Origin of the sequence: Vibrio nigripulchritudo ATCC 27043 (assembly GCF_000222685.1) — a bacterium.
Taxonomy (GTDB): Bacteria; Pseudomonadota; Gammaproteobacteria; order Enterobacterales; family Vibrionaceae; genus Vibrio; species Vibrio nigripulchritudo.
The window spans coordinates 13,767-31,702 of the sequence record NZ_AFWJ01000280.1; the positions used below are offsets into that span (position 1 = coordinate 13,767).

A 17,936-nucleotide genomic window follows, 5' to 3' on the forward strand; every position below is an offset into this window, starting at 1 on the left:
CATAGAGGCTTTTACCTTCAATTTAAAAGGGTATATACCTAATGGTATGTTGTTCAAAGTGCTGAAAACTTCATGACACTCAAAGAAATCCTGCAAATCCGCAATGTGCGTAACTACCTAGTGTTTCGAAGCAGTTACTTTGCGCGCTTTTACTACCCTGTTTTCACCCTGCTCTATCTGGATTACGGCTTAACCCTTTCTCAATTCGCCATACTCAACGTAATTTGGGCGGCAACCATTGTGATTTCTGAAGTCCCGTCGGGCGCGTTTGCCGACACCTTGGGGCGTAAAAAACTGGTCGTTTTGTCTTCGGTGGTGATGTTTATTGAAATCGCCATGATCGCCCTTGTGCCTACGGGCAACCCCACACTGGTTTTCGTGGTGTTTATGATCAACCGGGTATTGAGTGGATTAGCCATGTCTTTGGCAAGTGGTGCGGATGAAGCTCTGGCTTACGACACCTTAAAAGCCCAAGGCAAAGAAGAAGTGTGGCCGCAGGTGCTGCAAATCCAGCTTCGTTTTTCTTCTGGGATCGGCATTTTTGTTACTTTGCTGGGTGCCGCCATGTACGACGTGAACTTTATGGCAAGCGTCTATCAATTTCTTGGATTCGCTCCACCAGAGAATACGCAGAACATCATGCGTATTCCCGTCTTTGCCACCTTATTTGTTGCGATCGTCGCCATTTATGCTGCGATAAACATGGAAGAAGACAATCACGCCTTGCCAACCCACAGCAGTAAATGGGAAACCACCGTCGCCAGCTTTAAGCTGACACTCGATACAGGAAAGTGGGTAATTGCTACCCCCTACGTGCTGTTTATATTGCTCTATTACAGCTTGTTCGAGCACATATCACGGATGTTTTTAACCATGAACAGCCAGTATTATCGCGCCATCGATATCCCGATTATCTATTTCGGATTTATCGGGGCTGGGATAAGTATGTTGCAGATTCTGCTGGCAGGGCAAAGCCGACGATTAGCAGAAAGCATAGCACCCAGAACTTTTCTATTAGTGATGGGTATCGCCACTGCCATTACTTACTATTTGATCAGCCTTGGCTGGTCGATTTACGGAGTAATACCCGTTCTGGTGCTGATTTTCATCAATATGACGATGAACATTTTCATTAGCTACCACCTTAATAAAAAGACCGAATCGCACAACCGAGCCACCGTTTTGAGTTTTAAGGGATTGATGTTCAACCTGGGGTATGGGTCGATAGGTATTCTTTACGCCTACTATTACAAACTCGTATCCCAGAGCTACACGCAGAAAGAGACTGAACAACACCTCGATTTCTTAGCGTCCCTCTCTTCATTCTGTTACTACTTCGCTTTTTGGTTTGTTGTGATTAGTGGGTGGTTTTACGTTAAGAGTAGGAGGGAGGAAGTTTTTTGAGCTCATCAACAGAATATTCTAAGAAGTAACATTTCATTCGATGTAATCAGGTAGACTGAACGTGTGCCTTTAAACAACTATAGGATTTTAAAAGTAATGCCTCACGTAATAGGAATCTCTCCTGAGGGAGAAACCGTCAAAAAAGTCGTTACAAAGAGAACGAAGTGCCTTGATCTTCTTAACGTCCCACTGATTTCTATAGATTTCAAAGGCATTGCAGAAAAAGCACCGAATATCGAAGTTATATACTTCTGTCCTCAATATTCTATGGAAGGAGTTGATTTTAGCCCCCTCTCCGAACTTAAAAATCTAAGCCATATATATTACCTGTTTACAGATAAATTCGATTTTTCAATATTCGAAGGAATGAACATCAATAGCTTCAAAGTCGGTGTTACGAAAAGTATCGATTTCACGCACCTACACCAAACAAGCATAAAGGATCTTGGGCTTTGGCTATTAAACCCAATAGAGACGCCCTTTGTTACGATGAAAGCAGCCGAGAATATACCTAACATCACGATAGAACACTATCCAGAAAACCACTTTCTAGATTTTGAAGGTATACCGACAACTATTAAACGACTTGCAATTTCAGAAGATGTGCAATTCCATAATACCGACTTTCTAAAAAATACAAATTTAGAATCATTAAGCGTGGATTCTAGTAGCGCGATAACCGTTCTGCCCAAAAGCTTAAAAACACTTACTGTATGGGGTAAGAAACAGAAATTTAATTTTGATTTACTTTTGGGGATCAATTTAGAAACTTTCTGTATAGATGTGAGTGAACATTCATCAAGTGAAATTAAATTGGAAAACCTGTCAGAGACTCTCAGATATATTAATTTAGTAAACTGCCCTCAAGACTTGAATTTAGAAAATATTCCTAACGGTGTCGCACCCTCAAAGCTCTGTTTAAACGCTAAAGGACCTTCCGACGCAACTTGTGCTCCACTAAAAATACCTAGACGGCTTGTGCAGAACATTGAGACGCTTGAGCTAAAAAGGTTTTACTTAGGAAGTTTTGACAGTGATATTTTTGCAGATACTAAACTCAAAATAGCTCGTTTCCCTGATTGTGACTGGGACCACATCTTTGCAGACAGCTTTTGGTTACTCCCTTCTCTCAATAACATAAATTTCGAGTGCACCAAAAAAGTTATTGTGTCACCCGAATTGATAGAAAAGCCCAGAAGTTGCCGAAGTCCTGGCATGAAGAGATACGATGGCTGTTTCGATAGCTACTGATTGCTCAAGGGAGTGCCCTGTGAACTTTCTTAAGATTTAATACTTAGAGTTGGATTGGGCTAGTAGTCACTAGCCCAGATTTGGACATTTACGTGTTATCGATTTCACTCAATTAGGTAATAATGGATTATGTGGGGTATGGCAAAAATACAAAAAAGTGTCTAGATTTATCATTCCTTGCCACAATGGGACAACTAATCACCGAATAGAAAGGCAAGACCGAAGCCTTGCCTAATATCTCAAAATACTACTACATCATTCATTCGCTATTTTGGAGTAATCAATCCCCTTCACTGAAACTAGTAGTTCCGGGCGTTGTAATGCAATCTCATCTGCAATACCTTGAAGCCAGCTTACGGTCTCTTCTAGGTTCATTCTCTCACCTGTATCTGGATTTACCCAATTGCGAGACTCCCTAATACATATAAGAAGGCAACCGACATAACATTTCTTGTGATTTAGATATCGTCCTATTAACTGGTCAACTAATGCAACTTTCAGCGCAGAACCCGACCAGTTGTTTCGACGATCATCAAGTTTGAGTTCTATAGAGGCGTACCTATCGATGCGATCTACATTAAGTCGAATATCCGTTCTTTTTTCGGCAGCAACTACCGCTTCTTGAGTCACCGAGTAAGCACCACGGCTATCCTGATATAGGTAATTAGAAATAAACCTGCGAAGCTCGGTTTCACCATCAACTTTTCTCAGCGTATCGACTATGCTTGCCTCATCATTGAGTAGGCTATGCTCAAAATCATCTAGCCTGTTGTTCATAACCATAAATAGAGAGCGGTCATCATAGGGTTGATAATTTCGTTCTTTATTAAATTGATTAAATCTTTCCACTGGCATTGGCTTCGGCTCTGACATTCTAGCTGCGAGATCAACAGCAGCTTGATGTAGCCGACAAGATACGTCATTAAACAAAGGCATCGCTGACAACTCGTATAAAGTGTCAATTGTCTGGAGTGACTCTACTTTAAATAGGCTTTCAAGTAGGAAGCTGCGAGCATGCTCAGCATAGTCTCTCCTTCCCGGTCTAAAGGAGCCTTCCCTCTTTATATCAGAAGAAGGCTGAACGACTTCATAAGAGCGAATAACCAGTGGTTTCAATACGGCTAGTCTTTGTTGAGTCGACTCTATATGCTCAAACGTCGGTTGTTGCGTGCTATGACGGTCGCCAAAAACATTAGCAAAAAGGTCTAAACTTCCATCAGCGCATCTATTTTCCGTAAACTCAATTATCCTATCGCAACCTTTCACCAAGTCGAGATTTGCCAACCTTTTTATCCAAGCATTACGATCATCAACGGAATCAATAGAATTATCGAGGAAGCGACTCACCACTTCAGCTAATAAAGCTTTAGGAGTGTTCGTACCAAACTTAGCTACTAATTCAAAAGCATACTTTAGGTCGGTATTGGAACCATTGAACATACCAGCTTCGATTACATCAAGTTTCGTCAATATCGCTTTGATAACGCCGCTTTTTACGATTAAGTAATCTGAATACAGGGCATCATGAAATATTGGAGCTTTGCCTAACTCAGCAAAATACTCTAATTGTTTCTGAGCCTCTAAAGTAATTACTTCTTCAACAATGACAGGGAACTTATCTGTTAGCGAATGAAGGTAGTCAGCAAACTTATTGAGCTCGATAGTAGAGATTCTGACAGCCAGACGAACCTGCTCATCAGTCAAACCTGTCGGCCAACACTTGCTTTCAGACTCGGACTTAACTGCGGTAAGAGCCATCAAGGTTTCATAGGAAAAAGAGTTCTTGGCTTCGTTATTCCGTTCACTAAACAGTTGTACATCCGCTGCTTTCCAATAATCTGATAGCCTTGTCTTCAGGGCATCAACAAAATTTTTAGAAAAGGCTCTTTCAATCAGATTAGAGTCCCACGTCCCCCATGTCGAACGCTCACGACTCTGTTCTAGAAAATTGAACAGGTTGTAAAGCGTGTTCTCATATTCATCCTCACCTAAACAAAAATCCTCACTAGCAAGAACTTCGTCCCTCCACCCTTTCCAATTTTCGACCCTTTTAGCTTCCTCTTCATCAAATTTTTCCATTGCTTTGCGATGTTCAAGTTCGTATACATCAGGCTTTCGTTCGGGAGGGGTTAAGATTCGCTCTAACATATCTGCATATTCAGTTCCTGCAGGAAGTGATGTAGACAAGAACTCAATTGCTCTTGAAGAAGGCTCATGCTTAACAAGTTGAATTATTTGATAAAAGGCTGCGTCCTTTTTATTTTTTGATTCGCCTTCAATAAAAGCTCGTTCTAACCACAAAAGATCGTTAGTAGTGAATGGAGATAAGATGTTTTCATAATCAATAAGATAATCACTAAAGATGAAACTATCATAACTCTCAAGCTCTTCTACTAAGCGTAAACAAGCCCAATAATATGCTTCCCTAAGCTTTAAATCTTGTGACAACAACTTGACCAGTGCTTTAGTCTCGTCACTCGCAATAATACTTGTCCTACGCTCACCAAAGTGAAAAGCGACAGCAAGACACCAAGCCCACTCATCAACATTCTCTTGTTCAGCAGGCACTGTTAAAAAGCAAGCTTGGATTATAGCGTCCACAAAATGGTTATATTTTGAATTACCGTTGTAGATACGACTATCAGCACACCGAGCATCCCATACTGCTTGAGCAAGCTCACCTCTAAGCCAATACTTTTGTTGGTCCGAAAGCGATTCAGACTTGATTGCATTCATTATCGAGAAGTCTAGCCCATGTACATTATTGGGAGTCTCCGGGAGGGATTTTACGACTGCAAAAAAATCAAAGACACACATAGCATCAGGAATAAGGTTGCTTAATAGGCTTCGAATCAGCTTGTGTGGCCACTCCCCTTTAAGAACAGCTTTACCGACTTTTTCTTTCTGTTCTTGCTGCCCAAACTCAAGCACGCTCCATCCAGCGTAAGTTCTCTGCTGTATAGGCAAATCTTCATCAAATAATGCATTTAATGCCAAATCTGTACACATTGGCATTGGAGTTAAGTAGATTAACTCTAAAAGTAACTCCCTTGTGTCAATACCTGAATAAGCTTTGTTCCACAACTCGCGAACAACAGGTGATAGCTCTGGTGTCGACAACCGTTTCAGATCGGAAAAACCAATTCGTATACCTCGCCACGATTTGTCTTGCGAGTACATATCGACGTATTTTCGAATAAGCTCTGCACGGCGCTCAACTGTAAGCAAAGCGGGGATTCCTTGACGAAACATCAAAGAGGGAGAGCGTGCTTTAACCTCGTTGTATATGTCGGGATACCACAGAGCTAACCACGCTGTCACTGGTTCCATACTTGGAATTACTACTTCTTCATTTTTTACGCACGCGAATAACTGGCTAAACAAGTCATTTGTATTGAGACCTAACGCCCTTAACTTTCTTAAGCGCAATGCAGCCAGATACTCTTGCGTAGAACGATGATGGAATCTGAATGCTCCAACTCCTGTAGGGTCAAAAATGGGCTTACCAAGTAGCTCTGCACATTCATCAATTGTCCAATCAGTTAGTACATCTTGAATCTTTAGAGCGCTTTCCTTGCTTGCAGTAAAAGTCGATTTTATTGATCTCGTTTTAGTCATAAAAAAAGCTAGCGCTATTCGTTCTGCGCCATCGAGTGCTTTGTCTTGACTAAGACCGTTCCGCTTTTTATCTGATATTTCGCGAAGCTTTTGGTTAATGCCATAAACAAGTTGCTCCTCTAAATTACCTAATTTCCCTTGCTCCTCTAATTGGTCTAGGGCCGACATAATTTCGTAAGGGGTACGATATAAGTGCCAAAGTTCTTTTTCTGACAATTGTCGATTAAATTGTTCTGAGGTACTTGGAGAGTATAGTTTCGCAAAATTCAGAGCTTCGCTTTGAGTAAAAGGCAGAAGGCTTACCACTCTGATCTTGTTAGAGGAGTCATTATCACCCGTCTCCCGCTCAGTTTTATTGCCAGCCCGTTCCTTGCGAGAAATAACCTGTAAGAACGCCTGCTCTCCGTCTTTAGCTTGTAGCTGTGCCTGGTCTATTTTTTCCGGCGGCAGTATTGTTGATAGGGCTTTAACGTCCAACTCCTCATTCCAATCACTTGGACGGCAAGATATAAAAAATCTTGCTCTCGATAGAGCTTCGCTTAGAGTATCTTTAACTTTCCTCAAAGCCTTACGAAGTGTTCCTTGGCGAAGCTTAAGCTCATCTACAGCATCCAAAAAGAACACCGCCGTCTGTTCAGGGGATGCAAGCCAACCTTCCCATATATGTTCTTCTTCATCTGACAATATATCTAGAACCTCACTGTCTTGGAGCTGCTCTAACGGTATGAAAAACGATATATTACCGTTAGCTCGGAGTATTTCATTTCGTATCTTAAACTCATGAGTTTTGCCACATTTACCATCAGCAAGCACAACGACACAGCAATTATCCTTAAAATCATCCCAACTCAGACTGCCAGATATATTCTCGCCCCATAAGGACAAAAAGTCGGGATCGACAAGGTGCTTTTCAGAGGGTTTTGCGAATCGGCGCTCTATCGGTACATGATGGATGGTCATACTACGTAATGTTCCTGATGAAGAAGGTTTCACTGGTTTTATGTTCTCATACCCGTGGTAATTGTCTAGCATTAAACCCATGATTCAATGGAGTATATGTACGGATGTAGTAGCTAGGTCATAGACTGGTATTCAGGACTCTTCGTGTTTGCTTTACCAGAGCGTTTGTATCTTGATATTTGAGTTTTAACTCGTTTTTAAGGTGCAACATGAGACATAGACACCAAATGAGTATTAAATAGTGTCAACATTTTGATATTCGAGTAGGTATTCATGGCACTAATTACTGAAATGACGGCACAAGATGCAAGAGACTTCTTCTTAAAGGACACCAGTTATTGCAACTTTCCGCTTCCAATTTACTTCAATTTTGAACCTCTTCTTGAAGCTGTAAGCGATGCGCTTGATAGAAAGCAAAACGGTATCAATGACATTGGTTATAGGAAAGCATGTGACTATGAAAGCACTAACTACACATTGCAGACAAACAAAGACGGTCATTATTCATGGCGACCATTCGAGTTAATTCATCCAGCTATCTACGCCCACTTGGTTCACAAGATTACTGAAGAAGATGAATGGGAACTATTAATTCAACGGTTTGATGAGTTTCAAGATAATGACAATATAGTCTGTGCGAGTTTACCTAGAGAATCAGAAGAGGAAGATACATCTGACACGGCTGAAACTGTCACAGGTTGGTGGCGAGACGTTGAGCAGGAATCTATAAGCAAAGCACTTGAGTTTAAATATCTTTTTACGACAGATATAGCTAACTTTTATCCGTCGATATACACCCATTCAATCCCTTGGGCTATACACACGCGAGAGGTCGCTAAAGCCAATAGAGGTAACAATGCTAACCTTGGTAATCGAATTGATTACGCCTTACGTCAGATGAGAGAAGGGCAGACAAATGGCATACCTCAAGGTTCAGTATTGATGGACTTTATTGCAGAGATTGTTCTTGGCTACGCTGATAATCTACTAGCGCAAAAACTGGATGACGAGCTTATGGATGACTACCATATCATCCGTTACCGAGATGACTATCGGGTCTTTACTAACAGCAAGGAAGACGCAGAGGAAATTGCGAGACATCTAACTGTGATTCTTCAGGGGCTAGGATTACAGCTAAATGCTTCTAAAACCTCTCTATCTGAAGACATTATCTTCAACTCAATGAAGCCTGATAAGCAAGAAGCCTTGATGCTATTCGGCAAAACCGTAGCTGCTACGACTATCCAAAAGACCCTCTTGAAGCTAGCTGTCTTTTCCAGAAAGTATAAGAACTCAGGTCAATTAGATAGATACCTTGCGAAGATAAATAAGCGTCTAGAGCGAATGACGAAGCTTAAAGAGAATGTTCGACCAATCGTCAGCATCATCGCAGACCTGATGATTAATAACCCACGAACGTTTGCTTCTTGTGCGTTAGTTTTGAGCAATGTCCTTAAGTTCGTCACAGACGATGACGAGAAATTAGAGCTACTAGAGCAGATTAAAGATAAATTTGAACCCATACTTGGAACAGGAATACTAGACATCTGGCTTCAGCGCATCTCTTACCACATCAATCCAGATATAGAGTATGGAGAGATACTTTGTTCCATCGTGTCAGGTGTGCACGCAGTGCCTCACCAGCATGTTTGGAACTCTGAGTGGATTACAGATAACAACTTTAAAACTGTCGTTATGACTACGGCTTTTGTTGATCCAGATGAACTTGCGGAATGTGAGCCAGTAATACCTGAAGATGAAGTAGTGTTGTTCCCTTATGACATCGACTTTGATGAAGACGATGATGAGTAGTTCGATACCAACAAAATAAATCATAGAGCAAACTTCCTCCCAACTACTGGGAGGAGGTTACGTCTTACCTATTGTTTGGACATTAGTAGTATTAGCTCATCTAATGCAAACTTTACTCGTTTGAAAATGAGTTACAATGACTCGCAACTTGTTTCGGGGCATAAATGAGTCAACCTGTCCCAAACTGCGTCAATTTGTCCCGCCAGCACATCACTGGACAAAATCGTGTTATTAATATTTAAAATTTTGTAAAAGAGGGTTATCTAAAGAATAGCTATGACATAGATTATGTTCATGTCAAATTATTCTACCAGCTCTATATGGTTCAAGCTGGGTGAGAGGATTGCTGCTTTAGTGATGTTTTTTGGTATATAGATTATGTAAAACCCCCAGAGGGAGAGGGCTGAGCACATCATCAGCGTACCAAAACAATGGCATTGAAGGAGTAGATACTATTTCGGGGTAACATGATTTCACAAACTCTTCAGACCGACTTTCACCATTACAAATATATTCAATAATAGTATCAGTAGCCTCACTAAAAATATATTTTTGACGTTGATTTGCGATATCAATGATACGCTGGTTGCCAAGGAATGATCCAACTTCGGAAAGAACAAATGGACTATCGAACAGTCTACTTATGTTGAGTTCAAGATACTTATCGATTTGTTTCTTGTTACCTACTAACCAGTTAGCATTATCTAGAATAAATGAAAATAGTGCAGGATCCCCCACTTTAACAGACAGTCCAGAGCTATCTTCTAAAATAGTAATATCATACTTGTGATCCTCAAGGCGGACAAAACGGGATATTTCATTATTCTCAGTATTAATTTTCGCCACAAATAGGCTGTCACCATCAGTGAATAATGGGAGACCGAAGCTAGGAATCACACCATGAGGGTTTACTGTCCCTATTAATTTCAATTTAGTCTCCATCACATGAATGATTTATCCATTAAGTAATCACAAAGCTCTTTATTAATAAGAGGTATGTACTCATCAGGGTTCCAATGAGATGTATGGTAAGTTCTAACTTCACAACTCCATTCAGCTATTTTAGCTCTAACCTTTCCACTATCCATAAAGCAAGTCGGCAGAACAACCATCATAACATTTGACGAATCAAGATTCATATCATTACCATACTGAAGTTCAATCGTTGCACGACGATCATCATATTTAGTCTTTGATTTCGAACTTATCAACTCTTTATACGACTGGACCTCAAAGTCCATTGCTTCTACTTCGACGTCTTTAGATTCAGAATGGAAGTAGTTCAAATTGGAACCAAAGAAGTGAGATACCACTTTGCCAGCACTCTCTAGTTCTGGCTTTAATGATAGATCTTCTACAGCTGTATTCTTATGGAAATACTCTTTGAACATATCAGCGGAAAACGCTCCAGAATCTAGCGGAAATACTCTTCTTAGCTTTAAGGAGTCAGGGGGCGAGACGACAAAGCAAACTGGAAACAGGCTATTGATTGAAGTACTGTCTGTATCTTTTGTAACTCGGTATGCAGGACGCCCATAATAAAAATAAGAAAGAGTGTCTCCGACGAATGTATCGCAGTTAGAAACCTTTAATTGATTACTACTCAATATCGAACGAAAAGTGTGAGCATCGCAATTGTGTACAAGTGGCAGGAGAGGTGTAACAGGAGCGACTCGAACCAATGCTTCTTCAAACGGACTTTGCTTTGCTAGTTCGCTCATCTGATACTCCATCTAACCTATAACGAATTACCTATAATGTAACAAAATCACCAATAAAATAAATAGTTACCTTTCAGGTTGCTTTTTATTGGTAACATCCGAGTTTAGGTAAAACTACGTTTCTAAGCCTCCTTTGTAAATCGTAGACTTTGATAGCAAAGGGGATACAATTCACTTCAAGAGGCACCTTCCTTTGCAATTAGTAAGTATAGTGCAAAGTTAGCTGATTCTCTCAGTTAGCGCCACGATATTTAACTCATTCTGGGGCAAAAACAAGTTTCAGAATCCAAACTACATGCCCCAAACCCTGCCTCTACACAAAAAAGAAGGCAGTCCCTGATCACCCCATATAGGCATAACAAACATCGTGATAGCAGACCACTAACTAGTGGCTTACTACCAAATGCCTCTCACAGTTCAAAACCAGCCCCCCCTTACTACACTGTCTCCACCTCTTTCCGGTTTTTCCCGACGTTTGGAATACGCAAAAGCCTCAGCATTGCCGTTTTAAACACTGGAGCCAGTCTGCGTTCTACTTGTGTATGGATTACGTAAGCGACTACCAGCATGAGAGCGATGGTTGATGTGACTAAAACAACGGGATCAACCGAATCACCAAAGTGATTGAAGATGATATAGCCGATGTTTTGGTGAACTAGATAAATTGGGTAAGTCAGCACACCAAGGTAATACAGCCACTTTTGTCTGAGTACGTTTTCTTTACAGAAGGCGGTAACGCAGAACAGCATAAAGAAGGCGATGTTAAGAATGGCAATGACCGTGGTGTTGAATGTGATAGAGAACCATCCAGACATTAACTCACCAAACAATGTCGATTGCTTAACCATATATACGAACGACAGTGCCAGCAAAAGCATTTTAAAGGCAGACGCGCCATCACGGCGAATACCATCACGACGAATAAAGTAGAACACGCCTCCGGCGGCAAAATACCCGCTCCAGTGAGGAAAAATAGACACCCACATGTTCATTTCTTTAGCCCAAGGGTGGAATAGTGTGGCGGTTGATACAATGAGCACTAAGGCTATAACATGCAGAAAATACTTCATCATTCTCAAGAGCAGCAGCGCGAAGACTAATAAGTAAAATTTCACTTCCAGAAATAGCGTCCAGTACGCCCCATCTACAGGCAGATGCCCAAACCAGTGATTCACCATGGTTAAATTGGCAAGGAACTGTGCACCGTCAACCGTGAATTTGGGAGCGCCAAAATAGATGGTAACAATACTGGTCAGAGCCAATGCGACCCAGTAGGCAGGAAACAGACGGGAAAAACGAGATGCAACAAACTTGCGAGCGCTGCCCCCTTCTACGCTCATAAAAATGACGAAGCCACTTATAACAAAAAAGAAATTGATACCCATATAGGCGTATCGGCTCCAAATACGAGCATTTTCTAGATCAATAACAGGAGCATGTCCTGCCATATGTGCAGAATAGGTATAATGAAAAATCACTACAAAAATTGCTGACAAAAACCTGAGCAAATCTATTTCGTAAAACCTTGTCTTCATATTTAATTGTCCATAAATTCAAATAAAAATCTTTTGAAACAGCGCAATATTACCCATTCAGCACTTGTAACTATGAGGTAAACACTCAACGAAGAAAGACAATTAACCAGCACGTAAACTTAACTTAACATACTGTTATAAAATGGGTTTATTGCTACATTCACGAACTGCAATCGTACAGGGGTTTATGTAAATCAGAGATAAGCAGTTATTCATTATGTGCTGAGACTCATAAAATAAAATATTTACAATGAGTATTTCATTCAACAATTAATAGTTAGGAGTTGAAGTTAAATAATCCTTAATAAAACTTAAATTAAAAAGTTAAATATCGATTTATATTGATATTCTTGTTTTCACAAACATCATTGTAATAGTCGAATAAAATAGCATTCGAATATTTAAAATATCTGGATAGTTTTCAAAACAGAATTCGAACAATGGACGGTTTCCCTCTACTGGTGAACCAATGAATAGATAGCTCCACCAGTGATACAATGTTACCGCAGTAAACCGATAGATAACGAGTTGAGGGGCAAGATGACTGAATTTGAAAAGATGCTCGCAGGGAAAGATTTTGATGGTAGTGCAGACAGTGTTGACCGTATCCGTCAGAATGCGTCTAGCTTGTTGCAAGCCATTAACCAAAATACCGATGGCGATCAACGCCGTGAATTATTTCGACAGCTTATGGGTAACATTCCAGATTCTAGCTTGATCCGCTCTCCCTTCTATTGTGAATTTGGTAAGACCATCTCAATTGGCGAAAAGACCTTCATCAACATGAACGTGACCATGCTGGACGGCGCGAAAATTACCATTGGCAATAACGTGTTGATTGGTCCGAATACCCAGCTTTACTGTGCTAGCCACGAACTGAATTACCTTGCACGTCGGAACTGGGAAACTTCCTGTGCTCCTATAAACATTGAGGACGATGTGTGGGTTGGCGGCAATGTTGTGATCAACCAAGGTGTCACCATAGGTGCGAGATCTGTGATTGCAGCCAATTCAGTAGTTAATAGCGATGTTCCGCCAGATTCACTGTATGGTGGAACGCCTGCTAAGTTGATCAGGAAAATTCATGAGAATGGTGAAGTACTTGGTAACGAATTGGCTTAAGGGAGAAGAGGCTTTCTAACATTCTTATGCGCCTCCCCCTAGAAACAGCATCTAATGACGCGAAAACAAGTTTCCGAGATTCTGTATCACACACATCAAAAAGTACAGCAGCCACTACTGCCCTGCCTCAAATAAGGTATATCCCGTACGCCAAAATCTAACATTCTGCTAGGGTTACAACCAGGGCTTTAACAACTTGGTCTGGCATCTCTAGAAAAAGAGCCGTTTGCCTTGTCGCCTAATATTCTGAATCGCGTTCAAAAATAATATTATCTGATACAGAAAAATACAGTATCACACTCCAATTAATAACAGTATTGGTCGATTATCAATATTTACCCTGTACGGTATCTTTGTCTGTAAATAAATATTCATGCTGATAATAAAAATCGATATCTCTCATTAAAAATCTAACTTCAATCATTATTCTTCTTCATTAATTTTGAATTTTTATTCGAGTTCTTGTTTCCAAAATATCTCAGTCTTCTTATTGAGACAGTATTTTTTCTTCAAAAAATAACTCGAATAAAAATCACAGAACAAGCATTAACAAAGGAAAAATATAATAACATCAAATTGACATTTAAATTCAACCATTTGTTTTTATTGAACTTTAAAACCAAATCATCGTAAAAATCTGACTTTAATAAAACACATATACAACAACAAGCATATGGATCAAATTTTATAAAATATATAACGTAATTATTAGCAGCAACAAACATAATCTTGGTAAAACAAGAAATATTTAAAATCATTAAAACTTAAATTTTATTAAAGGTAGATAAAATGAAAACATCTATGAAAATAGTAAGTTTAGCTATATTAGCGGCGTGTAGTACCGCTGCGTATAGTGGTCCGAAATGGACTCAGGCGGAACAAGTATTTAATACTTATGAAGACAACGCGTCGCTATTACCAGTAGCAGGTTATGTCTCTAACTGGGGTGGATACGAGCGTAGTTTTGATATCAATGACATCGAAGGAAAATACGACAAGTTAGTTTATTCTTTCATGGCGCTTTGTGGCACCGAGATTGGTGATCCAACGATTACTTCTGCTGTTAAGTCTGCGAAGAAAGTGTGTGCCGATGGCGGTTACCCTGACTTCACTATTGTGTTTACCGACCCTTACGCAGATCTCCATAAGGATCTTGGCGCAGGTAGCGGTAACTGGGTAAGTGAACTAAACGGTCCTGCAACTTTTGAAGCAGGTCAGGAACACGCTGGTGGCTTGGTTGCTGTTCTTCGTGAAATGAAGAAGCGCGACCCAGGCTTAGAGCTTGCCTTCAGTGTGGGTGGCTGGTCGCTATCTGAACCATTCTCTCGTATGGCAAGCACATTTGAATCTCGTAAAGTGTTTGTCGACAGTGCAGTGAAGTGGTTCACTCTGTATCCAATGTTTGATCAGCTCGACATTGACTGGGAATACCCAGGTGGTGCGGGTGCGAGTGAAAACTCGTGGTCTCCAGACGATGGTAAGAACTACGCGCTTCTTATCAAAGAGCTTCGTATGGCTCTAGATGCTGCTGGTATGCAAAACAAGAAAATTGCTATCGCCGCTGGTGCGCCTGCTTCAAAACTGGACGCGTCAAACATCAAAGCATTGATCGATAACGGTTTGGATTATGTTCACTTAATGACGTATGACTTCATGGGTGAATGGCAGGACAAACTTGCTCACCACACTAACCTGTCTGGCGAGCAGCTTAAGAATGACGATACGTTCCACTCTGCTGAGAAATCCATTGATTACATGATCGATGTGCTTGGCATTCCATCAACTGCGATTCAGATTGGTTATGCAAACTACAGCCGTAACGCTGGTCAAGTGAACCTTCAAAGCGTTTCTCCACTGATTGGTTCGTTTACGCCGGGTAATGCTGCAAACAAATCTTATGATACGGGTTCTTCTGAGCTTTACGATTATGCGAACAAACTTGTGAGCTTTAAGAGCACAGGTGCTGCTGGCATGCAGGGCTATGAGATTTACACCGACATCGATGCGAATGCAGACTTCCTGTTCAACAAGACCACAAAACAGTACGTAAGTGTTGATACTCCACGAACAGTTTACGCGAAAGCGGCGTACGCGAAAAAACGTAATCTGGGCGGTATTTTCAACTGGATGGTCGATCACGATCCTGGTTACCACATCAATGCTGCACGTGAAGGTTTAGGCTACAAAGTCACTCAAACTAAACTGGACATGACTAACGTAATTAATACGTGTGGACTTATCGACGTTAACGGAAACAAGCTGACTGAAGAGGACTGTAAAATCCTAACAGGTGTTAAAGCTGGTTCTATCGGTCCAATTGAACCGCCAACGAAGCCAATTGAGCCACCAACAAAGCCAACTGAGCCACCTGCAGACCTATGGGATGCGACAAAAATTTACCGAACTGGTGATATTGTAACTTTCGAAAACAAAAAATGGAGAGCGCGAAACTGGGCTCAGGGTGGTGATAACCCTAAAGTGTCATATCAAAAAGATAAGTGGGGTAACTGGGAACCTGCCAACTAATACCCGCTATTTTTAGTATTCTCTCATTTGATCCCTGTTCTGGTTAATCCAAAGCAGGGATTTTTTTCGCAAATCACACTTCCCTACAACACAAAAAAGCCTCCAGACCAATTACGTTCTTCGAGGCTTTTCAAATAAACAGAGTCGATGTGCAGGGTTAAGGAAAACTCAGAGACTGAAACCTGATCTTGGCGTTATTCGTTAACCGGTATCAGGTGTAAGCTCTTCCTGAATTAATTTGGGGAATGTAGCCCCATTCTGTTTCCTTCTGAATCAAGGAATATGGCAAAGAATCCACTTTCGTCAGCATGAGCGGTTTTAGGAATAACGATTTTGCCACCGTTTTTTTCCACTTTATCAAGAACAACCTGAAGGTTGTCTCCCCCGTTTAGGTATACCGTGACACCACCTGACGAAGGTTGAAAACCTTCTTCTTTTAAAACCACGCCAATCACTGTCTGATCTTCATAAGGGAATAAGCCCATTTCCATGCCCGGCATTTCCATCTGCTCGATATTGATGCCGAGAATTGCCTGGTAGAAACTGATGGCTCTTGAAATATCTGTTGCTGGGATTTCAAAAATAGAAATATAACTGTTCATACTTTCTCCATTTTGATTCATGACTGAATCGCCTTTTGGTTTTTCTGGTTCAACTCGGTCTGCGCCATAACAAACAGTGTAGCCAAAAGCTAACATTGCAACGGTAAGGCTCAGTATTGCCTTTCTCATGTAACCCTCACATCTACTGATTGTAATGTTACGGAAAGGTTATGCAGGCAATGAAAAAAGGAATTGTAAAAATGCGACAGATTAAATTCACTTATAGAACATGGAAGAGAGAGTCATGTTTTCATTTCCTAAGAATTCTTTTGGGCTGACTCCAGTAAACTCTTTGAAATCCTTAATAAAGTGCGATTGATCATAGTAATCATTCTGGTAGGCGATTTGGGTAAGGTTTTCCTCTTGGTTAAGCATCATTTTTAACGCGCTTTGAATCCGAATCAATTTACCTAACTGTTTCGGGCTGACACCAATTTGTTTAACGAACATCCTCTCAAGTTGTCTTCTTTTGGATGGGTCTTCTTTGAGGATCTTGCTGATCGACGTGCTTCCTTTGGTTGCGAATAGAGTGTCTATTGTTGTTTTAACGATATTATCAACTGTCTTCTGTTCACTAAGCTTATTCAGAAGAAACGATTCAATTATCTCTATTCTTTGTTGCGTATCTGCTGCCCTAATAATGTCTTGTTCCAGTTGATTAGCCGTTTTTTCGTCGAATAACTGAGCTAACGGCGTCTCGGTATTTTCCAATGCTTTGATAGGTACGGTTATAAAGTTGGCAAAGCCATAGGGGTAAAATCGGATCGCAAATGTGTCGACGCGCCCCGTCGCCTCAATATAAAAAGGGTCGATGATATGTCCTAATACCATGGCTCTAGGCTGCAGGATGAAGCTGTCTTCAGAAGTGTACCTTTTGATATCGTCTCCCAGAATGAATGCCATTTCGATATTGCCGTCTGGGATGATTCGCTGTCTTTGAGTCTCCTCCATTTCAGGGACTTCCAAAGTCCAGTAGCAACTGATTAGCGACTCTAGATCTGGGTGCGGTTGAAAGGTCTGATAGTTCATAAGCGATTCATTTCCCTATGTTATGCGCCACCAAAGTGGCTTCCATCAATCATCCAATAGCATTTCAAAAAACAATGCTCTGGACGTTGCGGAGTTGTCCCTGTGAGTAGCATACTCTACATGTGTGTCCTCAGAAGCGGTTGGAGATAACCTGATGCTCCAAAGCGCATTTAGCTGATTTGGCACAACAGAATAACGTACGTCAATGATACGTAACTCATCGGTTGGGTCCTGCGCGACATACCCATTGGAAAACCAGCGGAAACGTTCAATATCTTTGGCTTGCTGTGAATCAGGTTCGAGCCAAGGGAAGTCTCTCCCGACATCTAACTTAGCCACGGATTCACCGATATAGG

11 protein-coding genes and 1 pseudogene are annotated in these 17,936 nt (G+C 40.9%); 5 read left to right on the forward strand and 7 right to left on the reverse strand.

Going from position 1 to position 17,936, the window contains the following annotated elements:
• Window positions 1-72 precede the first annotated feature (72 nt).
• Entirely contained in the window at window positions 73-1,404 is a 1,332-nt protein-coding gene (locus RH89_RS21370; protein ID WP_004406363.1) for an MFS transporter, read from the forward strand.
• Between the two features lie 96 nt (window positions 1,405-1,500).
• Window positions 1,501-2,655 (forward strand): hypothetical protein, encoded by a 1,155-nt coding sequence (locus RH89_RS21375; protein WP_004406364.1) that lies wholly within the window; start codon window positions 1,501-1,503, stop codon window positions 2,653-2,655.
• A 255-nt stretch (window positions 2,656-2,910) separates the two neighbouring features.
• Here the strand turns inward: RH89_RS21375 and RH89_RS21380 are convergent, their stop codons facing one another.
• Window positions 2,911-7,233 carry an NACHT domain-containing protein gene (locus tag RH89_RS21380; protein WP_004406365.1) on the reverse strand — a complete coding sequence of 1,441 codons (4,323 nt, stop codon included), beginning with the start codon at window positions 7,231-7,233 and terminating at the stop codon, window positions 2,911-2,913.
• 273 nt (window positions 7,234-7,506) lie between these two features.
• On the opposite strand from RH89_RS21380, the gene RH89_RS21385 reads away from it, so the two are divergent.
• Complete coding sequence (locus tag RH89_RS21385) at window positions 7,507-9,045, forward strand: RNA-directed DNA polymerase (protein WP_004406366.1); 1,539 nt, start codon at window positions 7,507-7,509, stop codon at window positions 9,043-9,045.
• Between the two features lie 351 nt (window positions 9,046-9,396).
• Here RH89_RS21385 and RH89_RS21390 read toward each other — a convergent pair whose 3' ends face one another.
• From RH89_RS21390 to RH89_RS21400, 3 genes are all read right to left on the reverse strand, one after another.
• Window positions 9,397-9,975, reverse strand: a complete 579-nt coding sequence (locus tag RH89_RS21390) for a hypothetical protein (protein ID WP_139063333.1) — start codon at window positions 9,973-9,975, stop codon at window positions 9,397-9,399.
• An 11-nt stretch (window positions 9,976-9,986) separates the two neighbouring features.
• Window positions 9,987-10,766, reverse strand: a complete 780-nt coding sequence (locus tag RH89_RS21395) for a hypothetical protein (protein ID WP_004406368.1) — start codon at window positions 10,764-10,766, stop codon at window positions 9,987-9,989.
• Window positions 10,767-11,203: 437 nt separating this feature from the next.
• Window positions 11,204-12,301, reverse strand: coding sequence for an acyltransferase family protein (locus tag RH89_RS21400; RefSeq protein ID WP_004406369.1), 1,098 nt, complete (start codon window positions 12,299-12,301; stop codon window positions 11,204-11,206).
• 540 nt (window positions 12,302-12,841) lie between these two features.
• On the opposite strand from RH89_RS21400, the gene RH89_RS21405 reads away from it, so the two are divergent.
• Together RH89_RS21405 and RH89_RS21410 are read left to right on the forward strand one after the other, a co-directional pair.
• Window positions 12,842-13,423 (forward strand): sugar O-acetyltransferase, encoded by a 582-nt coding sequence (locus RH89_RS21405; protein WP_004406370.1) that lies wholly within the window; start codon window positions 12,842-12,844, stop codon window positions 13,421-13,423.
• An 801-nt stretch (window positions 13,424-14,224) separates the two neighbouring features.
• A complete protein-coding gene (locus RH89_RS21410) occupies window positions 14,225-15,949 on the forward strand; it encodes a glycosyl hydrolase family 18 protein (RefSeq protein WP_158091127.1) in 1,725 nt (574 codons plus the stop codon).
• A gap of 233 nt (window positions 15,950-16,182) precedes the next feature.
• Here RH89_RS21410 and RH89_RS21415 read toward each other — a convergent pair whose 3' ends face one another.
• The 3 genes and pseudogenes from RH89_RS21415 to RH89_RS21425 form a co-directional block, all read right to left on the reverse strand.
• Entirely contained in the window at window positions 16,183-16,680 is a 498-nt protein-coding gene (locus RH89_RS21415; RefSeq protein ID WP_004406376.1) for a VOC family protein, read from the reverse strand.
• Between the two features lie 87 nt (window positions 16,681-16,767).
• On the reverse strand, window positions 16,768-17,580 hold the full coding sequence (locus tag RH89_RS21420; RefSeq protein WP_004406377.1) for a response regulator transcription factor: 813 nt from the start codon (window positions 17,578-17,580) through the stop codon (window positions 16,768-16,770).
• Between the two features lie 45 nt (window positions 17,581-17,625).
• Window positions 17,626-17,936 (reverse strand): annotated as a pseudogene (locus RH89_RS21425) (metal-dependent hydrolase); the annotation flags it as partial.